Origin of the sequence: Kitasatospora sp. NPDC085879, from assembly GCF_040686255.1 — a bacterium.
Lineage (GTDB): Bacteria > Actinomycetota > Actinomycetes > Streptomycetales > Streptomycetaceae > Kitasatospora.
Window position 1 is genome coordinate 29,278 of sequence record NZ_JBFBJZ010000028.1, and the last position, 18,363, is coordinate 47,640.

At 72.6% G+C, this 18,363-nt stretch carries 19 protein-coding genes and 3 pseudogenes; 14 read left to right on the forward strand and 8 right to left on the reverse strand.

Annotated features, from left to right (window positions below; translation table 11 throughout):
* Nucleotides 1–124: 124 nt before the first annotated feature.
* Nucleotides 125–355 (forward strand): annotated as a pseudogene (locus tag AB0P35_RS21675) (helix-turn-helix domain-containing protein); the annotation flags it as partial.
* 57 nt (nt 356–412) lie between these two features.
* Here AB0P35_RS21675 and AB0P35_RS21680 read toward each other — a convergent pair.
* A pseudogene (locus tag AB0P35_RS21680) lies at nt 413–565 on the reverse strand (FAD-dependent oxidoreductase); the annotation flags it as partial.
* Nucleotides 566–792: 227 nt separating this feature from the next.
* Between AB0P35_RS21680 and AB0P35_RS21685 the strand changes: the two are divergent.
* From AB0P35_RS21685 to AB0P35_RS21695, 3 genes and pseudogenes are all read left to right on the forward strand, one after another.
* Nucleotides 793–1,605 carry a hypothetical protein gene (locus AB0P35_RS21685; RefSeq protein WP_363512864.1) on the forward strand — a complete coding sequence of 271 codons (813 nt, stop codon included), beginning with the start codon at nt 793–795 and terminating at the stop codon, nt 1,603–1,605.
* 135 nt (nt 1,606–1,740) lie between these two features.
* Nucleotides 1,741–2,316: a restriction endonuclease gene (locus AB0P35_RS21690; protein WP_363512867.1), complete on the forward strand. Its 576-nt coding sequence runs from the start codon at nt 1,741–1,743 to the stop codon at nt 2,314–2,316.
* Nucleotides 2,317–2,323: 7 nt separating this feature from the next.
* Nucleotides 2,324–2,685 (forward strand): annotated as a pseudogene (locus AB0P35_RS21695) (transposase); the annotation flags it as partial.
* Nucleotides 2,686–2,803: 118 nt separating this feature from the next.
* Here the strand turns inward: AB0P35_RS21695 and AB0P35_RS21700 are convergent.
* Nucleotides 2,804–3,082, reverse strand: coding sequence for a hypothetical protein (locus tag AB0P35_RS21700; RefSeq protein ID WP_363512870.1), 279 nt, complete (start codon nt 3,080–3,082; stop codon nt 2,804–2,806).
* Between the two features lie 493 nt (nt 3,083–3,575).
* On the opposite strand from AB0P35_RS21700, the gene AB0P35_RS21705 reads away from it, so the two are divergent.
* Nucleotides 3,576–4,166 carry a DinB family protein gene (locus AB0P35_RS21705; RefSeq protein WP_363512873.1) on the forward strand — a complete coding sequence of 197 codons (591 nt, stop codon included), beginning with the start codon at nt 3,576–3,578 and terminating at the stop codon, nt 4,164–4,166.
* Between the two features lie 388 nt (nt 4,167–4,554).
* On the opposite strand, the gene AB0P35_RS21710 is transcribed toward AB0P35_RS21705, so the two are convergent.
* Nucleotides 4,555–5,760 (reverse strand): RICIN domain-containing protein, encoded by a 1,206-nt coding sequence (locus AB0P35_RS21710; protein WP_363512876.1) that lies wholly within the window; start codon nt 5,758–5,760, stop codon nt 4,555–4,557.
* Nucleotides 5,761–6,098: 338 nt separating this feature from the next.
* Between AB0P35_RS21710 and AB0P35_RS21715 the strand changes: the two genes are divergently transcribed.
* Together AB0P35_RS21715 and AB0P35_RS21720 are read left to right on the forward strand one after the other, a co-directional pair.
* Entirely contained in the window at nt 6,099–6,971 is an 873-nt protein-coding gene (locus AB0P35_RS21715; protein WP_363512879.1) for an NAD-dependent protein deacetylase, read from the forward strand.
* A 45-nt stretch (nt 6,972–7,016) separates the two neighbouring features.
* Nucleotides 7,017–7,883, forward strand: coding sequence for a hypothetical protein (locus AB0P35_RS21720; protein ID WP_363512882.1), 867 nt, complete (start codon nt 7,017–7,019; stop codon nt 7,881–7,883).
* Nucleotides 7,884–7,900: 17 nt separating this feature from the next.
* Here AB0P35_RS21720 and AB0P35_RS21725 read toward each other — a convergent pair whose 3' ends face one another.
* Nucleotides 7,901–8,413 carry a protein phosphatase gene (locus tag AB0P35_RS21725; RefSeq protein ID WP_363512885.1) on the reverse strand — a complete coding sequence of 171 codons (513 nt, stop codon included), beginning with the start codon at nt 8,411–8,413 and terminating at the stop codon, nt 7,901–7,903.
* A gap of 71 nt (nt 8,414–8,484) precedes the next feature.
* A complete protein-coding gene (locus AB0P35_RS21730; protein ID WP_363512888.1) occupies nt 8,485–9,783 on the reverse strand; it encodes a bifunctional GNAT family N-acetyltransferase/ATP-binding protein in 1,299 nt (432 codons plus the stop codon).
* Nucleotides 9,784–10,425: 642 nt separating this feature from the next.
* On the opposite strand from AB0P35_RS21730, the gene AB0P35_RS21735 reads away from it, so the two are divergent.
* The gene (locus AB0P35_RS21735; protein ID WP_363512891.1) at nt 10,426–10,653 is read left to right on the forward strand and encodes a hypothetical protein; all 228 of its coding nucleotides are present in this window, start codon (nt 10,426–10,428) and stop codon (nt 10,651–10,653) included.
* A 144-nt stretch (nt 10,654–10,797) separates the two neighbouring features.
* The gene (locus AB0P35_RS21740) at nt 10,798–11,385 is read left to right on the forward strand and encodes a histidine phosphatase family protein (protein WP_363512894.1); all 588 of its coding nucleotides are present in this window, start codon (nt 10,798–10,800) and stop codon (nt 11,383–11,385) included.
* A 48-nt stretch (nt 11,386–11,433) separates the two neighbouring features.
* Here the strand turns inward: AB0P35_RS21740 and AB0P35_RS21745 are convergent, their stop codons facing one another.
* Together AB0P35_RS21745 and AB0P35_RS21750 are read right to left on the reverse strand one after the other, a co-directional pair.
* Nucleotides 11,434–12,807: a DUF3533 domain-containing protein gene (locus tag AB0P35_RS21745; RefSeq protein ID WP_363512897.1), complete on the reverse strand. Its 1,374-nt coding sequence runs from the start codon at nt 12,805–12,807 to the stop codon at nt 11,434–11,436.
* A gap of 240 nt (nt 12,808–13,047) precedes the next feature.
* A complete protein-coding gene (locus tag AB0P35_RS21750; RefSeq protein ID WP_363512900.1) occupies nt 13,048–14,574 on the reverse strand; it encodes a hypothetical protein in 1,527 nt (508 codons plus the stop codon).
* A gap of 496 nt (nt 14,575–15,070) precedes the next feature.
* Here AB0P35_RS21750 and AB0P35_RS21755 point away from each other — a divergent pair, with 496 nt between their 5' ends.
* From AB0P35_RS21755 to AB0P35_RS21765, 3 genes are read left to right on the forward strand one after another with little or no spacing between them, the layout of a single operon-like run.
* Nucleotides 15,071–15,586: a hypothetical protein gene (locus AB0P35_RS21755; protein WP_363512903.1), complete on the forward strand. Its 516-nt coding sequence runs from the start codon at nt 15,071–15,073 to the stop codon at nt 15,584–15,586.
* A gap of 37 nt (nt 15,587–15,623) precedes the next feature.
* A complete protein-coding gene (locus AB0P35_RS21760; RefSeq protein WP_363512906.1) occupies nt 15,624–16,412 on the forward strand; it encodes a methyltransferase domain-containing protein in 789 nt (262 codons plus the stop codon).
* On the forward strand, nt 16,409–16,831 hold the full coding sequence (locus AB0P35_RS21765; RefSeq protein ID WP_363512909.1) for a hypothetical protein: 423 nt from the start codon (nt 16,409–16,411) through the stop codon (nt 16,829–16,831). The genes AB0P35_RS21760 and AB0P35_RS21765 overlap by 4 nt, the downstream gene beginning before the upstream one ends.
* Here AB0P35_RS21765 and AB0P35_RS21770 read toward each other — a convergent pair.
* Nucleotides 16,776–16,943 (reverse strand): hypothetical protein, encoded by a 168-nt coding sequence (locus AB0P35_RS21770; RefSeq protein WP_363512912.1) that lies wholly within the window; start codon nt 16,941–16,943, stop codon nt 16,776–16,778. The two genes, AB0P35_RS21765 and AB0P35_RS21770, sit on opposite strands and share 56 nt — an antisense overlap.
* Before the next feature lie 281 nt (nt 16,944–17,224).
* Between AB0P35_RS21770 and AB0P35_RS21775 the strand changes: the two genes are divergently transcribed.
* Together AB0P35_RS21775 and AB0P35_RS21780 are read left to right on the forward strand one after the other, a co-directional pair.
* Nucleotides 17,225–17,521, forward strand: a complete 297-nt coding sequence (locus AB0P35_RS21775) for a hypothetical protein (protein ID WP_363512915.1) — start codon at nt 17,225–17,227, stop codon at nt 17,519–17,521.
* A gap of 2 nt (nt 17,522–17,523) precedes the next feature.
* Nucleotides 17,524–18,360: a DUF4239 domain-containing protein gene (locus tag AB0P35_RS21780; protein ID WP_363512918.1), complete on the forward strand. Its 837-nt coding sequence runs from the start codon at nt 17,524–17,526 to the stop codon at nt 18,358–18,360.
* Nucleotides 18,361–18,363 lie beyond the last annotated feature (3 nt).

Consider the following 18,363-nt stretch of genomic DNA (forward strand, 5'->3'; position numbering starts at 1 on the left):
CCCGAGAGTATGTAGACGGGCCCGGTCAGCGGCCGAAGGTGGCCATGGACTCGATCCATCAATGGCCGTCGCACACCTCGCCCCGGCCGGACTCCCCTCCGCCGTCCAGGTGTTGCGCCGGTCGACGAAGAGCAGCAGGCGGGCCCAGGCCCCGTCCAGGCTCGGCGTCCACCCGCAGACCGTCCGCCACCGGATCCGGCTGCTCGACCGCGTCTTCGGCAACCAACTCATCGACCCCGAGCAGCGGTTCGCCACCGAGGCCCCCACGCCCGCCCCGCACCCGTCCCGCCGCCAGCCGCCCTGCGACACGGGACCGACCCAGTGCGGGCCGGGCTGCGAGCGCCCCACGACCTGAAGGTCCGTCATCCTCAGCGCAGCGTACGCGCGCAGTCCGTCTCCCTCACCTGCGGGTTCAGGCGGCGGCGCCAACCCATCGGGACCGCCGGCCGAGCAGCTCCTGCCGATCGCCCCCGCCCCGCGCCACATGGCCGTCCGACCGCAACAGCACAGCAGGTACGTCGAGTTCCTCGCCGCCGTCTACGACGTCGTCGACCCTGCCCGCCCAGGGCCTGGAGCAGGGCGCGGAGGTCGTCGGGGCGCCGCAGGGCAGGCGCATCAGCTTGACCTCCTCGCCGTCGGCCGGGTCCACCTCCATGCAGACGAAGGCCTCGCGGTGGCTGTCGCGTCGTTCCGTCCGGCCCGGCAGGCGCGCCAGGCCGCCCGAAGGCCCAGCCGGGCATTTTCTGTTATGCCAATTGACACATCATTAAATGCCGGCCTAGGGTCCTGTACATGGAGGAACGCAGAGGACGCGGTCGGCCCCGGAAGAATCCGGAGCAGCTCGCGCGATGGACACCGCCCGAAGGCTGGTCCCGACTGGTCGCCTGGATCTCGCCAGAGGAGAAGAAGGCGCTGAAGCGGGTTGCCGTCGAGGCTGAGGTCTCGGTCGCGGACCTGGTCCGCGCGCTGGCGGGCGGCCTGGCGGCTGGTGCCATCACTCACGAGGAACTCATCGGACACGTCAGAAAGGGCATGCAGGTCATGGAGAAGATCCCCACGCTGTTCGAGCGCGACGGCGACTTTCGGGTCGTCGACCGGCCGCGGGTGGAGTGTGCATGGGTGTTCGACGGCGAGGGGGCCCCGACGGAGAAGCTCGACGGAACCAACATCCGCCTCACCGTCCGGGCCGGCCAGCTGGTACGGGTGGAGAAGCGGCGCAACCCGAGCAAGCTGCAGAAGATGCAGGGGATCAAGGACGGCTGGTACGTCGACACCGCCGAGGGTGCCGCGGAGGACAAGTGGGTCCTCGCCGCCGCCCGCAATACTGACGTCACGTCGTGGCCGGACGGCGAACACTCCTGCGAAGCGCTCGGCCCCCGCATCCAGGGCAACCCCCTGGGGCTGGACGACCATCGGTGCGTGCCGTTCAACCTGGAGGTGCCGGTCTACCAGGACGTACCGCGCGACTACGCCGGCCTTCGCGACTTCCTCGCCGAACTGGAGAGCGGTTTCGCCCCCGGCACCCTGGCCGAGGGCATCGTCTTCCACCACCCGGACGGTCGCCGCGCCAAGATCAAGCGCAAGGACTTCCCTGTGTCCGCCTGAGGAGACCGCTGACGATCTCGCTCCGACTGCCCGGCCCCCCGGAGTGCCGGTGGATGTCAATCTGCACGGAATGGTGCAAGCCGGGCGTGATTCCGGGGTGCGGGAAGGACAGGGGCGACAAAGGGAGGATTGCGCATGGAAACGTTGGTGTCGCTGGCGCTGGGCCTCGGCTTGATCGTGGCCGTGTTCCGCTACCTCGCTTCCGGTGAGAGTGAAGAGGACCCTCACCTCACGGTCCGCATACAGGCGCGCATCAAGCGGCTCGAGCGGTACAAGCGTCTACCGGAGCCGGTGTTCGAGATGACCGCCCCCGAGTTCGAGGAGTACATAGCCGACCTGTGCCGCCGCGATGGCTGCACCGACGTGCAGCGGGTCAGGGGCGACACGCTGGGCGGCCAGATAACCGGCTATCTGCCGGACGGCCGGAAGGCTGCCTTGAAGCGCAACCGAGAGTGCGGCGACCGCCCTGTAGACGCCCACAGCCTGCGGACGTTCGACGACGCCGCTCGCGCACAGCTCGGTGCCGAGGTGACCATCCTTGTCGTCCTCGGGCCGCTCAACAAGCACGCACGCAGGACCGCCGCTCGCCGCGGCTTGACCCTGATCGACGTCGACCGGCTTGAGTCCTGGATGAGGGGCACCACGTTGAGCGCGCTACTGGCACCGCGGACCGGCAGGTCCGGCACGAACCGCACGAGCGCCCACGACTGAGGCCAAGGGCCGCGAGAGCTTCGCCTGGAGCGACTAGCGCGACCTGATCGTGGCGGCGCATGCCCAGCTCGGCGGCCCGATCGTCCTGATCTGGGACAACTGTTCATCGCGGCCCGGGAGTGGCTGACCGTCTACCAGCTGCCCCCGTACGCTCCTGACCTCAACCCGGTCGAGGGCCTCTGGTCACTGCTGCGACGAGGGTTCCTGTCCAACGTCGCCTTCGCCGACCCCGACCACCTAGTGCGGACGGCCAGGCGAGGCTTACGGAAGATCCAGTACCGGCCCCACCTCATCGACGGCTGTCTGGCCGAGACCTGGGCTGATCACCGCCCACGCCCCGGCCACCGACGCCGCGACTTCAACCCATAGCCAACGAGAGCCCGCTGACCTTGGCCATGGCCCCAACCCCGGCCCCCGGTCGGGTTGCCGGATCGCTGACGCCACGCGTGCCCGCCGATCGCGGACCTCCGGGCGGCCGGGATATGGTCTACACCAGCCCGGTCAGTCGGAAAGCCGAACCCCTTTGCGCCGGCTGCCACCCGTGATCGAGCGCGGCGCGAACTCCCGCCCCGACGATGGAGGGAACCACGGGAAAGGCCGATGTCGCCGCCATCAACACCGCGCCCTGCTGATCGGCCTGCTCGACCACGAACTCGAACCGCCCCGACGCGCACCCTGTGCAGCAACCGGCCCCGCCGGACACACGCCACCGGTACGCCATGCCATCGACCGTGATCAGGCGGGTGCCTTTCTTCCGCAGAGCCAACTGTCTCCTCCTCGACTCGGACGTAACGTCAGGCGCGAGCGGCAGTGCCTTCGCATTGAATCCGACAGCCCGGCTCGGCTTCCGCCCCGACGACCGGCCCGATCATATGTCTGCCACCGGAGGTGATGCCCTCGTTTTCGGCGCCCCTCGAACGCCTGGCCTGCGCCGTCGAAGCCGGGTGGGTCGAGACCTGCTACAGATTCAGTAACTGATCAGTTCAGAAGGACGACTGGGCGTTCCGGGACAGCCGAAGGCTGCGGGACCGACGGGAAGCAACGCGGTTGGCCGTTGCTGCAGTTCGCCCGGCTCGGGACGCTTCCCCAGCGATGCGGTTGATCGCTGAGCACACCGGCGGGCCGACGCCGTGGCCGGCAGAGCCCGCGCCAGAGGTCGAGGATCGGGTCGATCGACCCGATGTACGTCGGGTGGGGAACGGCAGTAGAGTCCGCCTGAAACTTGCTGCAAAGACTTGCACTGCGAGAGGGTCCCCGCCATGCCGAGAGTCGTCCCGCCCGTCGCCGATGAGCGCACGGCGCTGACCGCCTACCTGGCCCACCAGCGGCGCGCGCTGCGGGTCACCGCCTACGGTCTGACCGAGGAACAGGCCCGCATGGCGGCCTCCCCCAGCGAGCTGAGCATTGGCGGTCTGATCAAGCACGCCGCACGGTGTGAGGGCTACTGGACCGACCTCATCCTTCAGCAGCAGCGCGGGACGCAGCGAAAAGCGGACGAGTCGGACGAGGACGAGTTCCGACTCGCCCCGGACAAGACCCTGGCCGCGGTCCTGGCCGCGTATGCCGAGGCGGCCGAGCGGACGGACGAGGCGATCGCCGGTGTTCCGGACCTCGGGCAGGCCGTTCCGGTGCCGCAGGGGGCTCCGTGGATTCCCGCAGAGGTCAAGGAATGGTCGGTCCGCTGGGTCCTGCTGCACCTGATCGAGGAGACGGCGCGGCACGGCGGTCACGCCGACGTCATCCGCGAGGGCATTGACGGCGCAACCTTCGACCCGCTGCTCGCCGCAGCCGAGGCGTGGCCTGACCCATGGGTCCAGCCGTGGGAACCTGCGTCCCCGAGCGTCGGCTGACAGCAAGTGCCGATCGAGTGATCATGCACCCGTGTCGGGCTGCGACTCGAACCACCCCGGTTCTAGTGGGGGACTCCGGCGTGCCGTGACAGGCGGCGGTGGCGTCTGCCGCGGGTATGGCGACCCTTGGCTTTGGGAGTGCGGTTGATGAGTTGATGCCCGCTTCGGGGTTGGGGTTGAGTGAGGGGCCCTGGTCGGCGGGGGGACTGATGGTCAGGGGCGGGGCCGGGCGAACAGGCCGGCTTCGGGTTCGGTGAGGATGCCGCGGGCGACCAGGCGTTTCAGCTTGGACCGGATGCCTTGCGCGTCCGGCGGGGACGGACGGACCGCGACGTCGACGCGCCGAGGCCCCGGACCGGGGCGATCCGGGGCCTCGGCGGCGGGCCGGTCAGCGCAGCGACCACACCTGGTTGGGCTGGGTGCCGCCGGCGTAGCAGTCCCAGATCTGGATCCGGGTGCCGTTGGCGGTGCCCTGCCCGACCGCGTCGAGGCACTTGCCGGAGTTCGGGTTGACGACGGTGCCGTTGGCGTTGACCTGCCACTGCTGGGCGCCGCTGCCGAGGCAGCTCCAGAGCCGGACCTGGGTGCCGTTGGCGGTGCCCTGCCCGGCCACGTCCAGGCACTTGCCGGAGTTCGGGTTCACGAAGGTGTTGCCGACCCGCTGCCAGACCTGGGCGCCGGTGCCGTTGCAGTCGTACAGCTGGACGGCAGTGCCGTCGGCCGTTCCCGCGGCCTGGACGTCGAGGCAGCGGCCGCTGCCCCGGCCGACGAGGGTGCTGCCGGTGCCGCCGCCACCCCCGCCGCCGGTGCCGTTGGCGGTGAAGGAGAAGGAGTCCACGGCGAGCCCGGTGCCGCCGATCCACGGCTCGAAGCCGAACTGGACGCTCGTCATGTACCAGGCCCGGTCGAGGTAGCCGCGGTTGGCCGAGTCCGAGGTGAAGTCCTTGATGTCGACCGTCAGCGAGCCGGTGCCCTGCTGCCGGACGTAGGAGACGACGTTCCAGCCGATGCCGCCGTTGGTCAGCCGGCCCTCCCACACGTCCCAGGTCGCGCCGGCCAGGTCGGCGGTGCCGATCTTCTGGCCGGCGGGCTGCGGGGCGCCGCGGTGGTTGCCCCAGATCATCAGCTCGGCACCGTTGTTCTGGCCGGACGGGTTGGGCGAGGAGTCGAACCAGATGTCGTACGCGGCGTCCCACTCGCCGCTGCCGATGGTGCGGTAGGCGACCGAGGTCTGCGGGTTGCCGAAGGCGCTGACCTGGAGCGGCAGTCCGCTGCCGGTGGTGCAGTTGGTGTAGTGGCAGCCGGCGTAGACCGACGGGTAGGAGGCCGGGGCCCCGTTGGTCGGCCTGTTGTGGCTCTCCGAGGAGATGCTGAAGCCCGTGTCGGTGACGGACAGGCACTGCTGGGTGCTGTCGCCCCAGTTGTTGTTCTGGACGATGTAGCGGCCGCCGGCGATCCGGACGGAACCGAAGGTGTCGCAGAGCTGGGTCGCGGCCCCGGCGGGCGGCGCGGCAACCACGGGCAGGGCGGCGGCGGCTGCCAGCAGTGCGAGGGCGGTGACCGCCGAGCGCAGGCGGCGGAGTAACGGGGTCATGGGTGTCCTCCGAGTGGTGGGTGGGGTGGTCGGCTGCCGGCTGGCCTCCCTCGACCGTAGGAGAACCGGGCGGGCCCGGGAAGACGTTCGACGACAGAATCTTGGGAGCGCTCCCAACACGGCTGGTGAACAGGCATGACTTAGAAGGATTCCAGGGAGCGCTCCCAAACACCCAACGACACCACCCGCGCCGCCACCCACCATGTGACGGCCGACGGCGCCTCCAGGGGCGACATCGCGCACCCGCCCACCGGCTCCCGGCTCGGCACCCCCGCCCGGGACGGGACCGGCCGGGCGGCCTGCCGCGATCCGCGGGCGCGCGGCCTATCCTCGGGTACATGCGCATGCATCCGGGTCCCGAGGAGACGGCGGCCGGCACGGCGGAGCCGCCCGCCGCCGGACTGCACGAGGTCGGCCGCCTGCTCGCCGGGGGCGGCGTCGCCGTGCTCAGCGGGGCGGGGCTGTCGACCGAGTCCGGCATCCCCGACTACCGCGGCGCCACCGGCCGCGCCCGGCCCCGCACGCCGATGACCTTCCAGGAGTTCACCGCGAGCGAGGACGGCAGGCGCCGGTACTGGGCGCGCAGCCACGTCGGCTGGCGGACGATCGCCGGGGCCGCGCCCAACGCGGGCCACCGCGCCGTCGAGGCGCTGCGCCGCTCCGGCCACGTCACGAGCGTGATCACGCAGAACGTGGACGGGCTGCACCGGGCGGCAGGCACCGCGGACGCCGTCGAACTGCACGGCGCCCTGGACCGGGTGGTCTGCCTGGACTGCGGCCGCACCAGCAGCCGCCTGGCGCTGGACCGGCGGCTCACCGGGCTCAACCCCGGCTTCCGCGACACCGGCTCGCGCATCAACCCGGACGGCGACGTCGAACTGCCCGACGCCCTGGTGCACGGATTCCGCGTCGCGCCGTGCGCGGTATGCAGCGGCGTGCTCAAGCCGGACGTGGTCTTCTTCGGCGAGAGCGTCCCCAAGGACCGCGTCCAGCGCTGCTTCGACCTGGTCGACGCCGCCCGGGCACTGCTCGTCCTCGGCTCGTCGCTGACGGTCATGTCCGGCCTGCGGTTCGTCCGCCACGCGGCCCGCACCGGGAAGCCGGTCGCCATCGTGAACCAGGGCGCCACCCGAGGAGACGAGTTCGCCGCGGCGACCGTGGCCGCCCCCCTCGGCGAGACCCTGGCCGCGCTCGCGGCCGAGCTGGGCTGACGCCGTCGGGCTGTGCGGCACACGGCAGTTGCTAGCATCGGCGCCATGCCGAGACCCGAGCAGAGCGGCCCCGACACACCACCGGGGTCCACCGGATGGCACGCCACGGTGCTGGAGCACCGGTCGGCGCCCGGCACGCCGCCGTACCGCCCGCGCCGGCCGGAGGGTGAGCTCGCGCGGCGGGACGCGCTGCGGATCCACGGCGCGACCGGCGAGGTGCGCTGCGTGGACGACACCGGCCGAACCCGCTGGGTGCACCGCTGCGAGGCCCGGCCCAACGCGGCGTACATCTCCCGCGGCCGGGTGCTGGTCACCACGGACTCGCTGCAGTACACGCCGTGGGGCTTCCTCGGCCCGGCCCTGCTGCTCGACCTCGCGGACGGCACCCTGGTCGCCGAACTCCGCGGGGACTGCGGCGCGGTGCTGCGCGGCGGCCGCTTCTTCCTCGGCCTGGAGGGCTACGGCCACTTCGACACCTGGGAGTACGACCGGGACGGTACCGAGGTCGACGCCTGGCGCAGCTACGGCCACTTCGTCACCGGCAGCGGCATCCGGGTCGTGGAGTCGGACCGCCGGCAGCCGACCGGGAGCCGCGTCGTGCGGCTGCTGCCCGGCGGCGTCGTGGAACGCGGCCCGCGGCTCACCGACTCCACCGTGCCGCACCCGCTCGTCCTGGAGGACGGCACCGTCCTGGTGCTCGACGCCGGAGTACTGCGCGCCGTCGGCCGGCGCCTGGAGCACGATGTACTGGCCGAGCTGCTCCCCGTCCCGGCCGACGGGCAGCACCGCTTCACCGGCGCCCTGAGCCTCACCGGCGACCGTCTCACGGTCACCCTCGCCGAACGCGACCCCTCGGATCACACCCACCACACCGTGCACACCTGGACCCTGGCCCTGCACGCCCCGGTCTGATCCGGGCACCGGCCCGCTCAGGTCATGGCGTCCAGACCGGTGAGCAGGGCGGCGACGTCCAGGCCGACGGCGAGGTAGTCCTCGAAGACGTGGTTGTGCAGGGCCCACGGGGAGCGCCGCCGCCGGACGAGGCCGACGGCCGCCGCGGGCTCCGCACCGAGCTCGACGAGGGCCTGCGCGACCACCAGGCCTGATCGGTTGTAGCCGGAGTGGCACCGGACGAGGACGGCGCGGCGGGCGGACACGGCCTGCGCAGCGGCACGGGCGAGGCGCTGGACGTCCTTGATCTGCCCCGCGGCCAGCGGGGCATCGGGGATCTCGGCCACCAGGTGCTCCACGCCCGGCGCCGGCCCGTGGCCCGGTGCGGCGTACAGGCTGACCACCAGGTCGAACTCGCCGCCGGCCACGGCGAGCTGCAATTCCCCGGCGGGATCGGTCCAGTAGTGTCCGCCCATCCACAGGCCGGGCACGATCTCGTCCCACGGCGCCTGTGGCCCGGGGACGTCGCGGTCCTTCTGACGTGTCCTCACCCGCACCCCTCTCCGGTCGACCAACGGTCGCCGCCCGTGGGGCGTTCCCGGGTCGGTGGCGGTGCCCGCCGTCACGTCCGGGCCGAGTCGCGGAGGTCGTGGTCGAAGGCGCGGATGTCGTCCTCGCTCAGGGTGGGGCGGGTGCGGGCGATGGCGCGCAGGTAGTCGTCGGTGCGTTGCCCCGGTTCCTCCGGGTGCGGGGGGCCGGCGGCGAGGTGGCGTTCGAAGGCGGTCTGCGCGGCCGTACGGGCGGCGTACTCGATGTCGGCGGGGGTGAAGCGGGCGCTGGCCTCGACGAGGGCGTCGAGGTCGATGCCGGGGACGCGGTCGGGGCCGATGTAGCGGGTCCAGATCGCCCGCCGGGCCTCGGCGTCGGGCGGGCCGACGGGGATGAGGTAGTCGAACCGTCCGGGGCGCAGGAAGGCCGGGTCGAGGCTGCGCACGGTGTTGGTGGCGCAGATCAGCAGGCGGCGGTCCCGTCTCCTGAACTGCGGGATGAGTTTGAGCAGTTCGTTGGTCACCCGGTGCGCGAGGGTGGTCGGGTCGCGCCGTTCGGAGGCGATCTCCTCGGCCTCGTCGAAGAAGAGCACGACGTTTTCGAGATGGTCGACGCGGGAGAACAGTTCACGCAGGCCGGCCGCCACGCCGTGCTGGTCGGCGGCGAGCTGGTACGGGATGACCTCGATGAAGGCCCAGCGCAGTCGGGAGGCGACCGCCCGGGCGAAGGTGGTCTTGCCGGTGCCGGGCGGGCCGAACAGGACGACGGCGCGCGGTGGCACCAGCCGGTACTCTTCGGCCGCCTGCTGGTGTTCGAGCGGGAGGACGAGCCGCCGTTCGATGAGGCTCTTCTCGTCCTCCATGCCGGCGATGTGGCCCCAGAGCCCGATGTCGGGCACGGCGCCGCCGAGTTGGTCGAGGATGGTCGCCTCGGCGGAGTCCGCGGCGAGGACCTTCTCGAAGTAGCTGAGGTCGGGCCGGCCGGTGTAGCCGGAGTTGGTGTAGGCCCGCTCGCCGACCTCGCCGCGCGGCAGCAGGGCGCCGATGCGGCGCACGCCCTGCGCCACGAGGCGTTCCTCCAGGGCTGCCAGCAGGGCGGACCCCAGGCCGTGGTGGCGCCAGGAGCGGGCGATGGTGAGCCGGAGCACCCAGCCGCGTTCGGCGGCGGTCGAGGAGAAGGCCGCTCCGACGGCCTGCCCACGGACGACCGCGACGACTGCCGGGGCGCCCGCGCGCACGGCGGCGAGCACCTCGGCGAGACCGACCACCGGGTCGGCCGGTGTGTCCCGCGACTCCTCCCAGATGTGGGCCACCTGGTCGAGGTCGCCGTCCTCGAGGGCGCGGATGCGCCAGGGCGAGACATGGCCCCTCATACCTGCCAGTGTTTCGCGAGTGCGGCGGTCGTGCGCGTCGGGCGGCAGGGGCCCCGCACCCCCGGGTGCCCCTGCCGTCCTCCCCCCTTGGCCGCCGCGCGGGCGGTGCCACCCGGCCCGGTGTCCCGCCGGAGGGCCGGTGCCGGGCGGTGCCCGCGGGCGGCCGTGCCGCGGGCCGTCGGGTGACGGTGTCGCCGGCCCGGTAGACGGTGCCGGCCGCGCATGTCCCGGTGCCAGGCCCGCTGCCGACGACCGGGGAGTACGTGGTGCCGTGGGCGGCCGTCCCGGTACCGGTGACGGTGATCGAGTAGGTGCCGGCGGCGGCGGTTGGCCGCGGCGACGGTCATCACCGCCGAGGAGCCTGCCTGCACCGAGGACGGGTTGAAGCCGACGGTGACCCCGTTCGGGGCGCCGGAGGCGGTCAGGGCCACGGTCTGCGCACTGCCCGAGGTGACGCCGGTGGCGACGGTCGCGGTGGTCGAGCCGCCGGGCTCGACGGTGCCGGCGGCCGGGGAGAGCGCGAGCGAGAAGTCGTTGCGCCGGACGGCGTGCAGGTCGGGTCGCCTCTCTGCACAGGCACGCTGACCGCGCCCCAGGCCGCCTTGACCGGATCAACTCCCGTCCTCACGGCTGCTGTTCACCGTGCGCATCGCCGACTGCCTGCTCTGCGCGGGCGACCCGGACGCGGCTCTGGCGCTGCTCTCCCCCGACCTGCTCTCCCCCGACCTGGACGGCGCCGCCGCCCTCCCCGCCCTGGTCCGCCACGAACTGCACGGCCTGCGCGACCGGACGGCCCTGCTCCCGGCCCGCACCAGCCGCCCGGAACTGCCGTCCGCCATCCGCCGGCCGGCCGCCCGCGGCACGCCCTGAACCGGAGTGTCGGGCCCGGGCGGATCGACCGCGGCGGGTGGAGCGTGACGCTCCACTGGATCTCAGGCGCTGTCCGTCCCGGATCGCGCTCTTCATGAACTGACCGAAGACGGGTCGACGGTCCATCAGATATCGTGCACGGCCATGGGAGCACTGATAGTCGTCCGGCATGGTCAGACCGAATGGAGCCTGTCGGGCCGGCACGCCGGACGCACCGACGTTGCACTGACCGATGCGGGTGAGGCCGCAGCCAGGGCGCTCGCTCCGAGGCTGGCCCAGCGTCGGCTGGCCGCCGTGTTCAGCAGCCCGCTGAGCCGTGCGATGCGGACGGCCGAGCTTGCGGGCCTGACCGGTGTCAAGCCTGATCCGGACCTGGTGGAGTGGGACTACGGCGGCTATGAGGGGCTGACCGCCGAGCAGATCCAGGGGACGCGGCCCGGCTGGGACCTGTGGCGGGACGGCGTCGTTCCCGGTGAGGCCGCCCATCCAGGCGAGCAGCTCCAGCAGGTGGCCGCGCGCACGGACGCGGTGCTGGACCGGATCCGGCCGCTGCTGGACCAGGGCGATGTCGCCGTGGTCGCTCACGGCCATCTGGCGCGGGTGATCGCCGTGCGCTGGCTCGGGATCGACGCGTCCGCCGCCCGCCTGCTCGGCCACCCGCACCCGGGCTCGCTCGGTTTCCTGGCCATTGAGCACGGGCAGCCGGTCATCTCCGCCTGGAACGTCCAGTAGCGGCAGACACCGGCGACGCCGCGGCGGGCGGCGCGGGGCGTGGGCCGGTCAGGCGGAGTCCACGGCGACCAGCCGGCGCAGTCCCTTCCGGTCGTAGTACGACGTCATGACCCAGCCGAGCAGCAGGGCGAGCACCGTTCCGACCGCGATCATGATCCAGGCGCGGGCGAGTCCGGCGTCGGCCCGGGCGTCGAAGTAGAGGATCGCCCGGATGCCGTCGCTGAGCTGCCGCATCGGCTCGAACCTGGCCAGGAACCGGTAGAAGTCGGGCAGTGCCTGCAGCGGGATGGTGGCTCCCGAGGAGGGCAGTGCCAGCACGATGAACACGAACATGCTGACGAGCTGTCCGATCCCGCCGAAGGTGGCGTTGATCGCCTGCACGCCGAGGCCGACGGCGGCGCTGGCGCAGAAGGAGAAGAGGAACAGCAGCGGCAGGTGCGAGGCGTCCATGCCGAGGATGCCGACGGTGGCCAGCATGATGACCGCCGAGGTGAACAGCGAGATGACGGTGCTCATCACCGATTTGACCACCCAGGTGCGGCGGCGGGTGATCGGGACGGTGCGGCGCCGGGTGTGCCAGGGTCCGAGCTCGTTGTCGGTGTAGCCGAGCGCGACGTCCACGCCGTTGCCGATGGCGTTGCCGCCGAGGAAGCCGGCGAGCACCAGCAGCAACGTGTAGTAGAAGGCGCTGAGGCCGAGTCCGCTGTGCGGGCCGATCGGGTGGCCGACCCGGGTCTCGACGGTGATCGGGTCGGCCAGCAGCAGCGCGGAGGCGTTGGACACCTGGGTGCCCTGCTGGGTGGCGCGCTGCGCGGCGACGGCGGTGAGCTGCTTGCCGAGGTCGAGCGAGGCACGGTGGGCCGCATCGGTGGCGATGGAGCTGGCGAAGGAGGAGGCGAGGCTGCCCGAGCCCGGGTTGGTCAGCACCACGGCGATCGGGCGGGCGGGCGAGCCGGCCGGCGGCTGGCCGAGGCCGGCGACGGCGGCGGTGAAGTCCTCGGGGATCTTCAGTGCGCCGTACAGCTGGTTGGAGGCGAGCTTCTGCTGGGCCTCGGCGGGGGTGAGGACCTGCCAGTTCACCCGGTCGTCCGGGTCGGGTGCCGCGGCGACGGCGGCGGTGATGCTCGCGCCGAGGTTCTGCTGCTTGCCGTCGACGGTGGCGCCCTTGTCGGCACTGACCAGCCCGACCGGCACCCGGTGCAGGTCGATCCGGGGGTTGAGGATGCCGCCCATGTAGAGCAGGGCCAGCAGCAGCGAGACCGCGGTGACCAGCACCGACGGAATGATCCAGATCCGCGGGTTGCGCAGCACCTGCCCGGCGGTGGCCCCGGCGGTCGTCGGGGCCGGCCGCTCGGATTCCGGGCCGGGCGGCTCGGAATCCGGGCCCGGCTCGGACGTGCCGGGTGGGGTGGGCGGTGTCATGGGTACCTCCTGCGCTCGTCCCGCCGGTGCCGTCCGGTCCGCGCCCGTGGGATGCCGCCGCAGGCCGCCGGGCGGGTCCGTCCGGAACGACCGTACGCGGCCGGGGGCCCGTTGCCCCCGACCGCCGATCGCTCACGACCGCGTGTCACCCGGCCGGACCCCGGCGAACCCGAGCGAACCCGGCCGGCACCGAGCCGGGCCCGAACCGGCCCGGACCGGGCGGGGACGCCGGGCAGGGTGTCAGAGGCGGTGCCCCTGAGCGCCGAAGTTCCACGGGCCCCACTGGGTGAGGCCGGAGAAGACGTCCTTCTCCCAGGTGTGGGCGAACAGTTGGAACTGCTGGGGGCTGCCGGCGTCGAACGGGATGCCGATGCGCAGGACGTGCGGCAGGGCGGCGTCCGGCCCGCCGGCCACGTCGAGCACCCGGCCGTCCGGTGCCGCGTAGCGCGCGGAGAACGGTGCGACGGAGGTGATGGCCAGGGTGCCGTGCCAGCCGTCGTGGTTCGTCGCCCATCGGCCGATCCAGTCCGCCGCGGTGAATCCGCGGGTGGGCGTGCCGGGCAGGGCGGAGCGGGAGAGGCTCACCCCGAAGGGCATGCCGCTCAAGGTGGTGGTGCCGGCCGCGTTCCGCTGGTCCCGGGAGAACACATAGGCCTGGAACTCCTGGCCCCGCTGTGCGCCCGGCCGGACCCTGGCCGTGGTGTCGGCGATCCAGAAGTGCAGGCCCTGGCCGCCCTGGACGGTGGCGCCGTTGACGTCGAAGCGCCGGCCGTCCCGGTAGTAGCTGCCCAGCTTGGTGGGCTCGCCGGGCGGCCGGCGGTAGTCGGTGGTGCGGCGCAGGACGAGTTCGCCCCGCCAGCCGTCGTGGTCCATCTGCCAGCGGCCCGTCCAGAAGGCCTCGGTCTGCGGGGCGGCGTCGACGGCGGCGACGTCGGTGATGTAGCGGCCGCCGAGGATCCGCCAGTCCGCCGAGTCGTAGGACAGCTCGATGAACCGGCCCTCGCCCCAGGAGTTCTTGGCGGTGTACACCCGGCGGGTGCGGTCGAAGCCGATCAGCAGCAGGCAGTGCCCCGGGACGTCGGCGACCACCTCGTGGCCGCCGGCGATCACCGCTTCGACCTGCGCGGGCGTCGGCGAGCCGGGCAGTGCGGCGAAGCCGGTCACCCGGTAGCGGGCGGCGTGCCGCGCGGCGGTGGGCACGTGGCCCTCGGCGAACTCGAAGGCGTCCAGCTGCTCCTGTGTCGAACCCCAGTCGAGGCTGCCGCTCGCCGGGGTGCCGGTGTGCAGCGCGTCCATGGCCGGGCCGTCGAGGTACGGGGCCGCGGACTCGGCGGGGACGGCCGACCGGGCGAGCTTGTCGACCAGGTCGGAACAGCCCTGGAATCCCCAGTAGGAGCTGTTGTTCTCGTGTGCCACGGTGGAGGTCTCGTAGTCGGAGTACAGCTCCCCCGCCTTGTTGAGGTGGAAGGCGAACTGCTCGGAGAGGTCGAGGTCGACGCCGTACTTCCGCTTGTACGCGGCCTCCATCCCGGCGCAGGCGGCGAACGCGTAGCACGTCCCCCGCGCGCCCTGGTTCCGGAACCCGGTCTGGTACCCGGCCAGCGACACCACGTCCCCGGTGAGGAGCCGTGCCGGGGGCGGTGCGACCAGGCCCTGCCGGACGGCCCGTTCATTGGCCCGCTCGACGGCCTGCCGGTGCCTGACCGGATCGTCCAGCAGATGACGCTTCGCTTCGACGACGTCCTCGAAGCGGACGGCCTGCGCCATGATCGCCCCTCTCCACGCAAAGAGTTCGCTTGCGCCCATGTGGATCCTGCCGACTCCCCCTACCCGGTGAGCAATATGACGACCCATCAGATCCTGGCGCACCCCGTGGCGGAGCTCCGGAGGGGTCGTCGCGCCGGTCGACCGAATATGAGATCCCTGAGCCGGTCGAGTGATCATCCGATGCCGCCACGGGACGCCATTGCGTACGCACGATGCCGATGGATCCGATCCCGTGACACCTGCGGGTCCGGATCGAAGGAAAGAATGATTGTGCGAGCATTCCGGATCGCCTGGCCGCCGCCGGGGCGGCACCGGCCCATTTTCTGCTCTCATCATAGAAATGCATCCGAACGGTCACCATATGTCATCATGGAGATCGCCGACTTCTCGTCCGCCGCTGCGGATTGGCGCACCGTCAGCGCGGTCGGCCCGATTCTGCGGTCTCCCGCGGCCATTCGTCCCGGGCTCCGGCCGCCGTTGAGAGGACAGCGATCCCGTGGAGCACGCCGCCGCACCGGCCGCACCGAAGTCACCGCCGATCGCCTGGCGGGCGTACGCCGGACTGGCCGGCTACGCGATGTCCGTGCCGGCCGGTGAGAGCCTGGTCTGCACCGGCGTCATCCTCGACCACCTCAAGGCCCGCGGCCGGGTCCCCGAAGGCTGCGGCCTGGCCGGCGTGTTCGTCTCCCCGTGGACGAGCCCGGAGCTGCTGGACACGCCGGACGAGCGGGTGGTGGAGATCGCCTGCGCCGAGGCCGAGCGGTTCCTGCCCGGCCTGCGGGCCGCCACCGTACGGACCTTCGTGGACCGCTTCCGGCACGCGCCGCCGCAGGCGGCGCGTGCCGCCGTCCGGGAGCGCGCCGCCTTCCTCGCCCGGCCCACCCGGGCCGTCGACTATGCCGGGGACTGGGTGATGCTGCGCCCGAGCAGTGAGGGCGCCGTCCGCTCGGGGCGGCCGGCCGCCCACCGAGTGCTCGCCCACGCGGGCGACCGGCCGGCCACCGTGCTCTGAGTCCCCACCGGCTCGCGACTCCACCGGAGATCCACCGATGACCCTCGCCCCCGCCTACCTGTTCGACAACAGGAGCGAGCATGCCGCCGAGCAGCACCGCTGCCTGGCGGAGTGGCTCGACCCGATCAGCATCGAGCGGCTGGTCGGCGCCGGTGTCCGCCCCGGCCTGCACTGCCTGGACGTCGGTACCGGCGCCGGCAGCATCGCCGTCTGGCTGGCCGACCGGGTCGGCCCCGCCGGCCGGGTGCTCGCCACCGACCTCGCGCCGCTGCCGGTCCCGGAGCGGCCGAACCTCGTCGTGCAGCGCCACGACATCCTCCACGACCCGCTGCCGGAGGCCGGGTTCGACCTGATCCACGTCCGGCTGGTGCTCTCCCACCTGCCGGAGCGGGAGGAGGTGCTGCACCGTCTGCTGGCTGCGCTGCGGCCCGGCGGGGTGCTGCACCTGGTGGAGTTCGACGCCGAGTACGCGCCGGTGCTGCTAGCCCCCGACGCGCGCGCCAAGGAGCTGTTCGAGCGCTTCCAGCGGGCCAAGCTCCAGGCGTTCCGGGAGCGCGGCTCACACCAGGGCTGGGGGCGCGAGTGCGCGGCCGCCCTGCGCCGGGCCGGCTTCACGGACGTCGAGGCGGTGCCGTACGTCACCGCGCTGACGCCCGGCTCCCCCGGGCTGCGGCTGCAGATCCACACCACCCGCCACCTGCGCGAGCCGCTGCTGCGCGCCGGCCTGACCGACGCCGAACTCGCCGAGCTGCGCGAGGTCCTGGCGCACCCGGACTTCCGGGCCTGCTCCAACCTGGTGCACACCGTGCACGGCCGGCGCCCGTGAGCAGCACGACGGCCGCCCCGGAGACGGCGGCTCCACCGGCCGTCGTCCTCGACGTGGCAGCCACCCACCTGCGCGCCCTGGGCCACCGCCCCGAGCGGCTGCCCGGGGGCGCCCTCGCGCTCGGCACGGGGCCGCACCGGATCGAGGGCCGGATCTCCTGGGCCGGGCCGGTGGCACTGCCGCTGCACGGCGAGGCGGACGTCCGGGCGGCGTGCGGCCTGATGCAGGTGCACGGCCGCCGGAACGGCCGGCCCGTGGCGCTGGGCGTGGACTTCGGCTCCGTGGCCGCCGGGGTGCTGGCCGCGACCGGCCTTCTGGCGGCGCTGCGCGCGGGCCCGGCCGGGGGCACCGCACGCGGCCGTCTCAGTGTCGGTCGCGCAGGCGGTCCGGGGAGGCGGGCGCCTCACCGAAGGCCTTGAGGATGCGCTTGGCCTCGGCGTCCCAGTCGGCACGGCCGATCCGGCCGTCGCCGTTCACGTCCCAGCGGTCGAAGCGCTTCTGGGTGCGGTCGAGCTGCACGGAAGTGGTCATCTCGGAGATCTCCAAGGGGTGTCTCGCACGGGCTGCCGGCACGAGATCGGCGCGGCCGCGGAACGTCAGAGCACCCGCACGGTGAGCGACCGATCGCACACACACGGCAGATCGGACCGGGAACACACTTCGTTGACGCTCCATCTCCTCGCCCGAAGCCGAAATCACGCCTCCGAACCCCGAATCGGGGACACGGTCAACGTCCAGGGAAAGCGCCCCGCGCGAGTGATCGCTGACGGTCCGGCACCTTTTCCGCCCCTTCCGGCGCATACGCTCGGTCCGTGACCGAATCACCCTCGCCGCTCCCGCTGATCGGCCTCGCACCGCAGGCCTTCGCCGCCGTGAACGCGCTGCACGGCGCCGTCGAGGAGACCGCCGCTGCGGCCGGGCTGGAGCCTGTGCTGCTGGAACTCGTCCGGCTGCGCTGCTCACAGATCAACGGCCGGGCGCTACACCGGGCGGCCCGCGCCGTCCTGACCGAGCAGGAGGCGGCCCTGGTCGCCTGGGCCGCCAGCGTGGTCAACACCTACAACCGGATCGCCGTGATCTCCCGGCCGGTCGCCGCCGCGGGAGTCTGACGGTGGAGGTCTGGCTGCTCAACAATGTGTCGACCTTCACCCTGGCGGCGATCGTGGTCGGCGGTGTCGTGGTCGTCGCGCTGCTCGGCAGCGCGCTGACCCGGCGCCGCTACCCGCAGACCGCCAGCGGTGACCACAACGACATGGTGGGCGTGGTGCTCAGCATGTTCGGCGCCATCTACGGCGTGATCCTCGCCTTCGTCATCGTCACGCTCTGGACGCAGCTGGAGAGCGCCGAGACCGTGGTGGCCACGGAGGCCACCGCCGCCGCCCAGATCGTCCGGGACGCGCAGGCCTTCCCGCCGGGGCAGCGCGATCAGGTGAACCGGGCGGTCGACGGGTACGTGCATGCCGTGGTCGAGCAGCAGTGGCCGCTGATGCGGGCGGGCGAGGGCGACTACAACCGCACCGCCGCCAAGCTGGAGGCCGTCTACCAGGCGCTGCAGGCCTACCAGCCGGACACGCACTCCGAGCAGACCTTCTACGACCAGGCGGTGGAGAGCATCGGCCAGGTGGCCGGCCAGCGCCGGGCCAGGATCACCCAGAGCGGCCAGCAACTGCCGGTGCTGCTGCAGGTGCTGGTGTACGGGGGTGCGGTGGTGATCCTGCCGCTGACCTTCCTGTACGGCATCCGCAGTCGGCGGATCCAGCTGCTGTTCGTGGGCTCGGTGGCGGCGCTGATCGGCTTCAGTCTGCTGCTGGTGCTCGTCCTGGACCGGCCGTTCGCCGGGGAGTTGAGCGTGAGCCCGAGCCCGTTCAAGGAGGGGGCACTCTCGAAGTTCTGGGAGGGCCCGGTCGTGCCGGGGGCGGGGGTGGCGGACGCGCCGGCCGCGCGCTGAACG

Bases quoted from the DNA above. Each gene is read 5' to 3' on its own strand.
- AB0P35_RS21685 (WP_363512864.1), top strand. From the start codon at position 793: ATGGAGGAACGCAGAGGACGCGGTCGGCCCCGGAAGAATCCGGAGCAG.
- AB0P35_RS21690 (WP_363512867.1), top strand. From the start codon at position 1,741: ATGGAAACGTTGGTGTCGCTGGCGCTGGGCCTCGGCTTGATCGTGGCC.
- AB0P35_RS21705 (WP_363512873.1), top strand. From the start codon at position 3,576: ATGCCGAGAGTCGTCCCGCCCGTCGCCGATGAGCGCACGGCGCTGACC.
- AB0P35_RS21710 (WP_363512876.1), bottom strand. From the start codon at position 5,760: ATGACCCCGTTACTCCGCCGCCTGCGCTCGGCGGTCACCGCCCTCGCA.
- AB0P35_RS21715 (WP_363512879.1), top strand. From the start codon at position 6,099: ATGCGCATGCATCCGGGTCCCGAGGAGACGGCGGCCGGCACGGCGGAG.
- AB0P35_RS21720 (WP_363512882.1), top strand. From the start codon at position 7,017: ATGCCGAGACCCGAGCAGAGCGGCCCCGACACACCACCGGGGTCCACC.
- AB0P35_RS21730 (WP_363512888.1), bottom strand. From the start codon at position 9,783: ATGAGGGGCCATGTCTCGCCCTGGCGCATCCGCGCCCTCGAGGACGGC.
- AB0P35_RS21740 (WP_363512894.1), top strand. From the start codon at position 10,798: ATGGGAGCACTGATAGTCGTCCGGCATGGTCAGACCGAATGGAGCCTG.
- AB0P35_RS21745 (WP_363512897.1), bottom strand. From the start codon at position 12,807: ATGACACCGCCCACCCCACCCGGCACGTCCGAGCCGGGCCCGGATTCC.
- AB0P35_RS21750 (WP_363512900.1), bottom strand. From the start codon at position 14,574: ATGGCGCAGGCCGTCCGCTTCGAGGACGTCGTCGAAGCGAAGCGTCAT.
- AB0P35_RS21760 (WP_363512906.1), top strand. From the start codon at position 15,624: ATGACCCTCGCCCCCGCCTACCTGTTCGACAACAGGAGCGAGCATGCC.
- AB0P35_RS21770 (WP_363512912.1), bottom strand. From the start codon at position 16,943: ATGACCACTTCCGTGCAGCTCGACCGCACCCAGAAGCGCTTCGACCGC.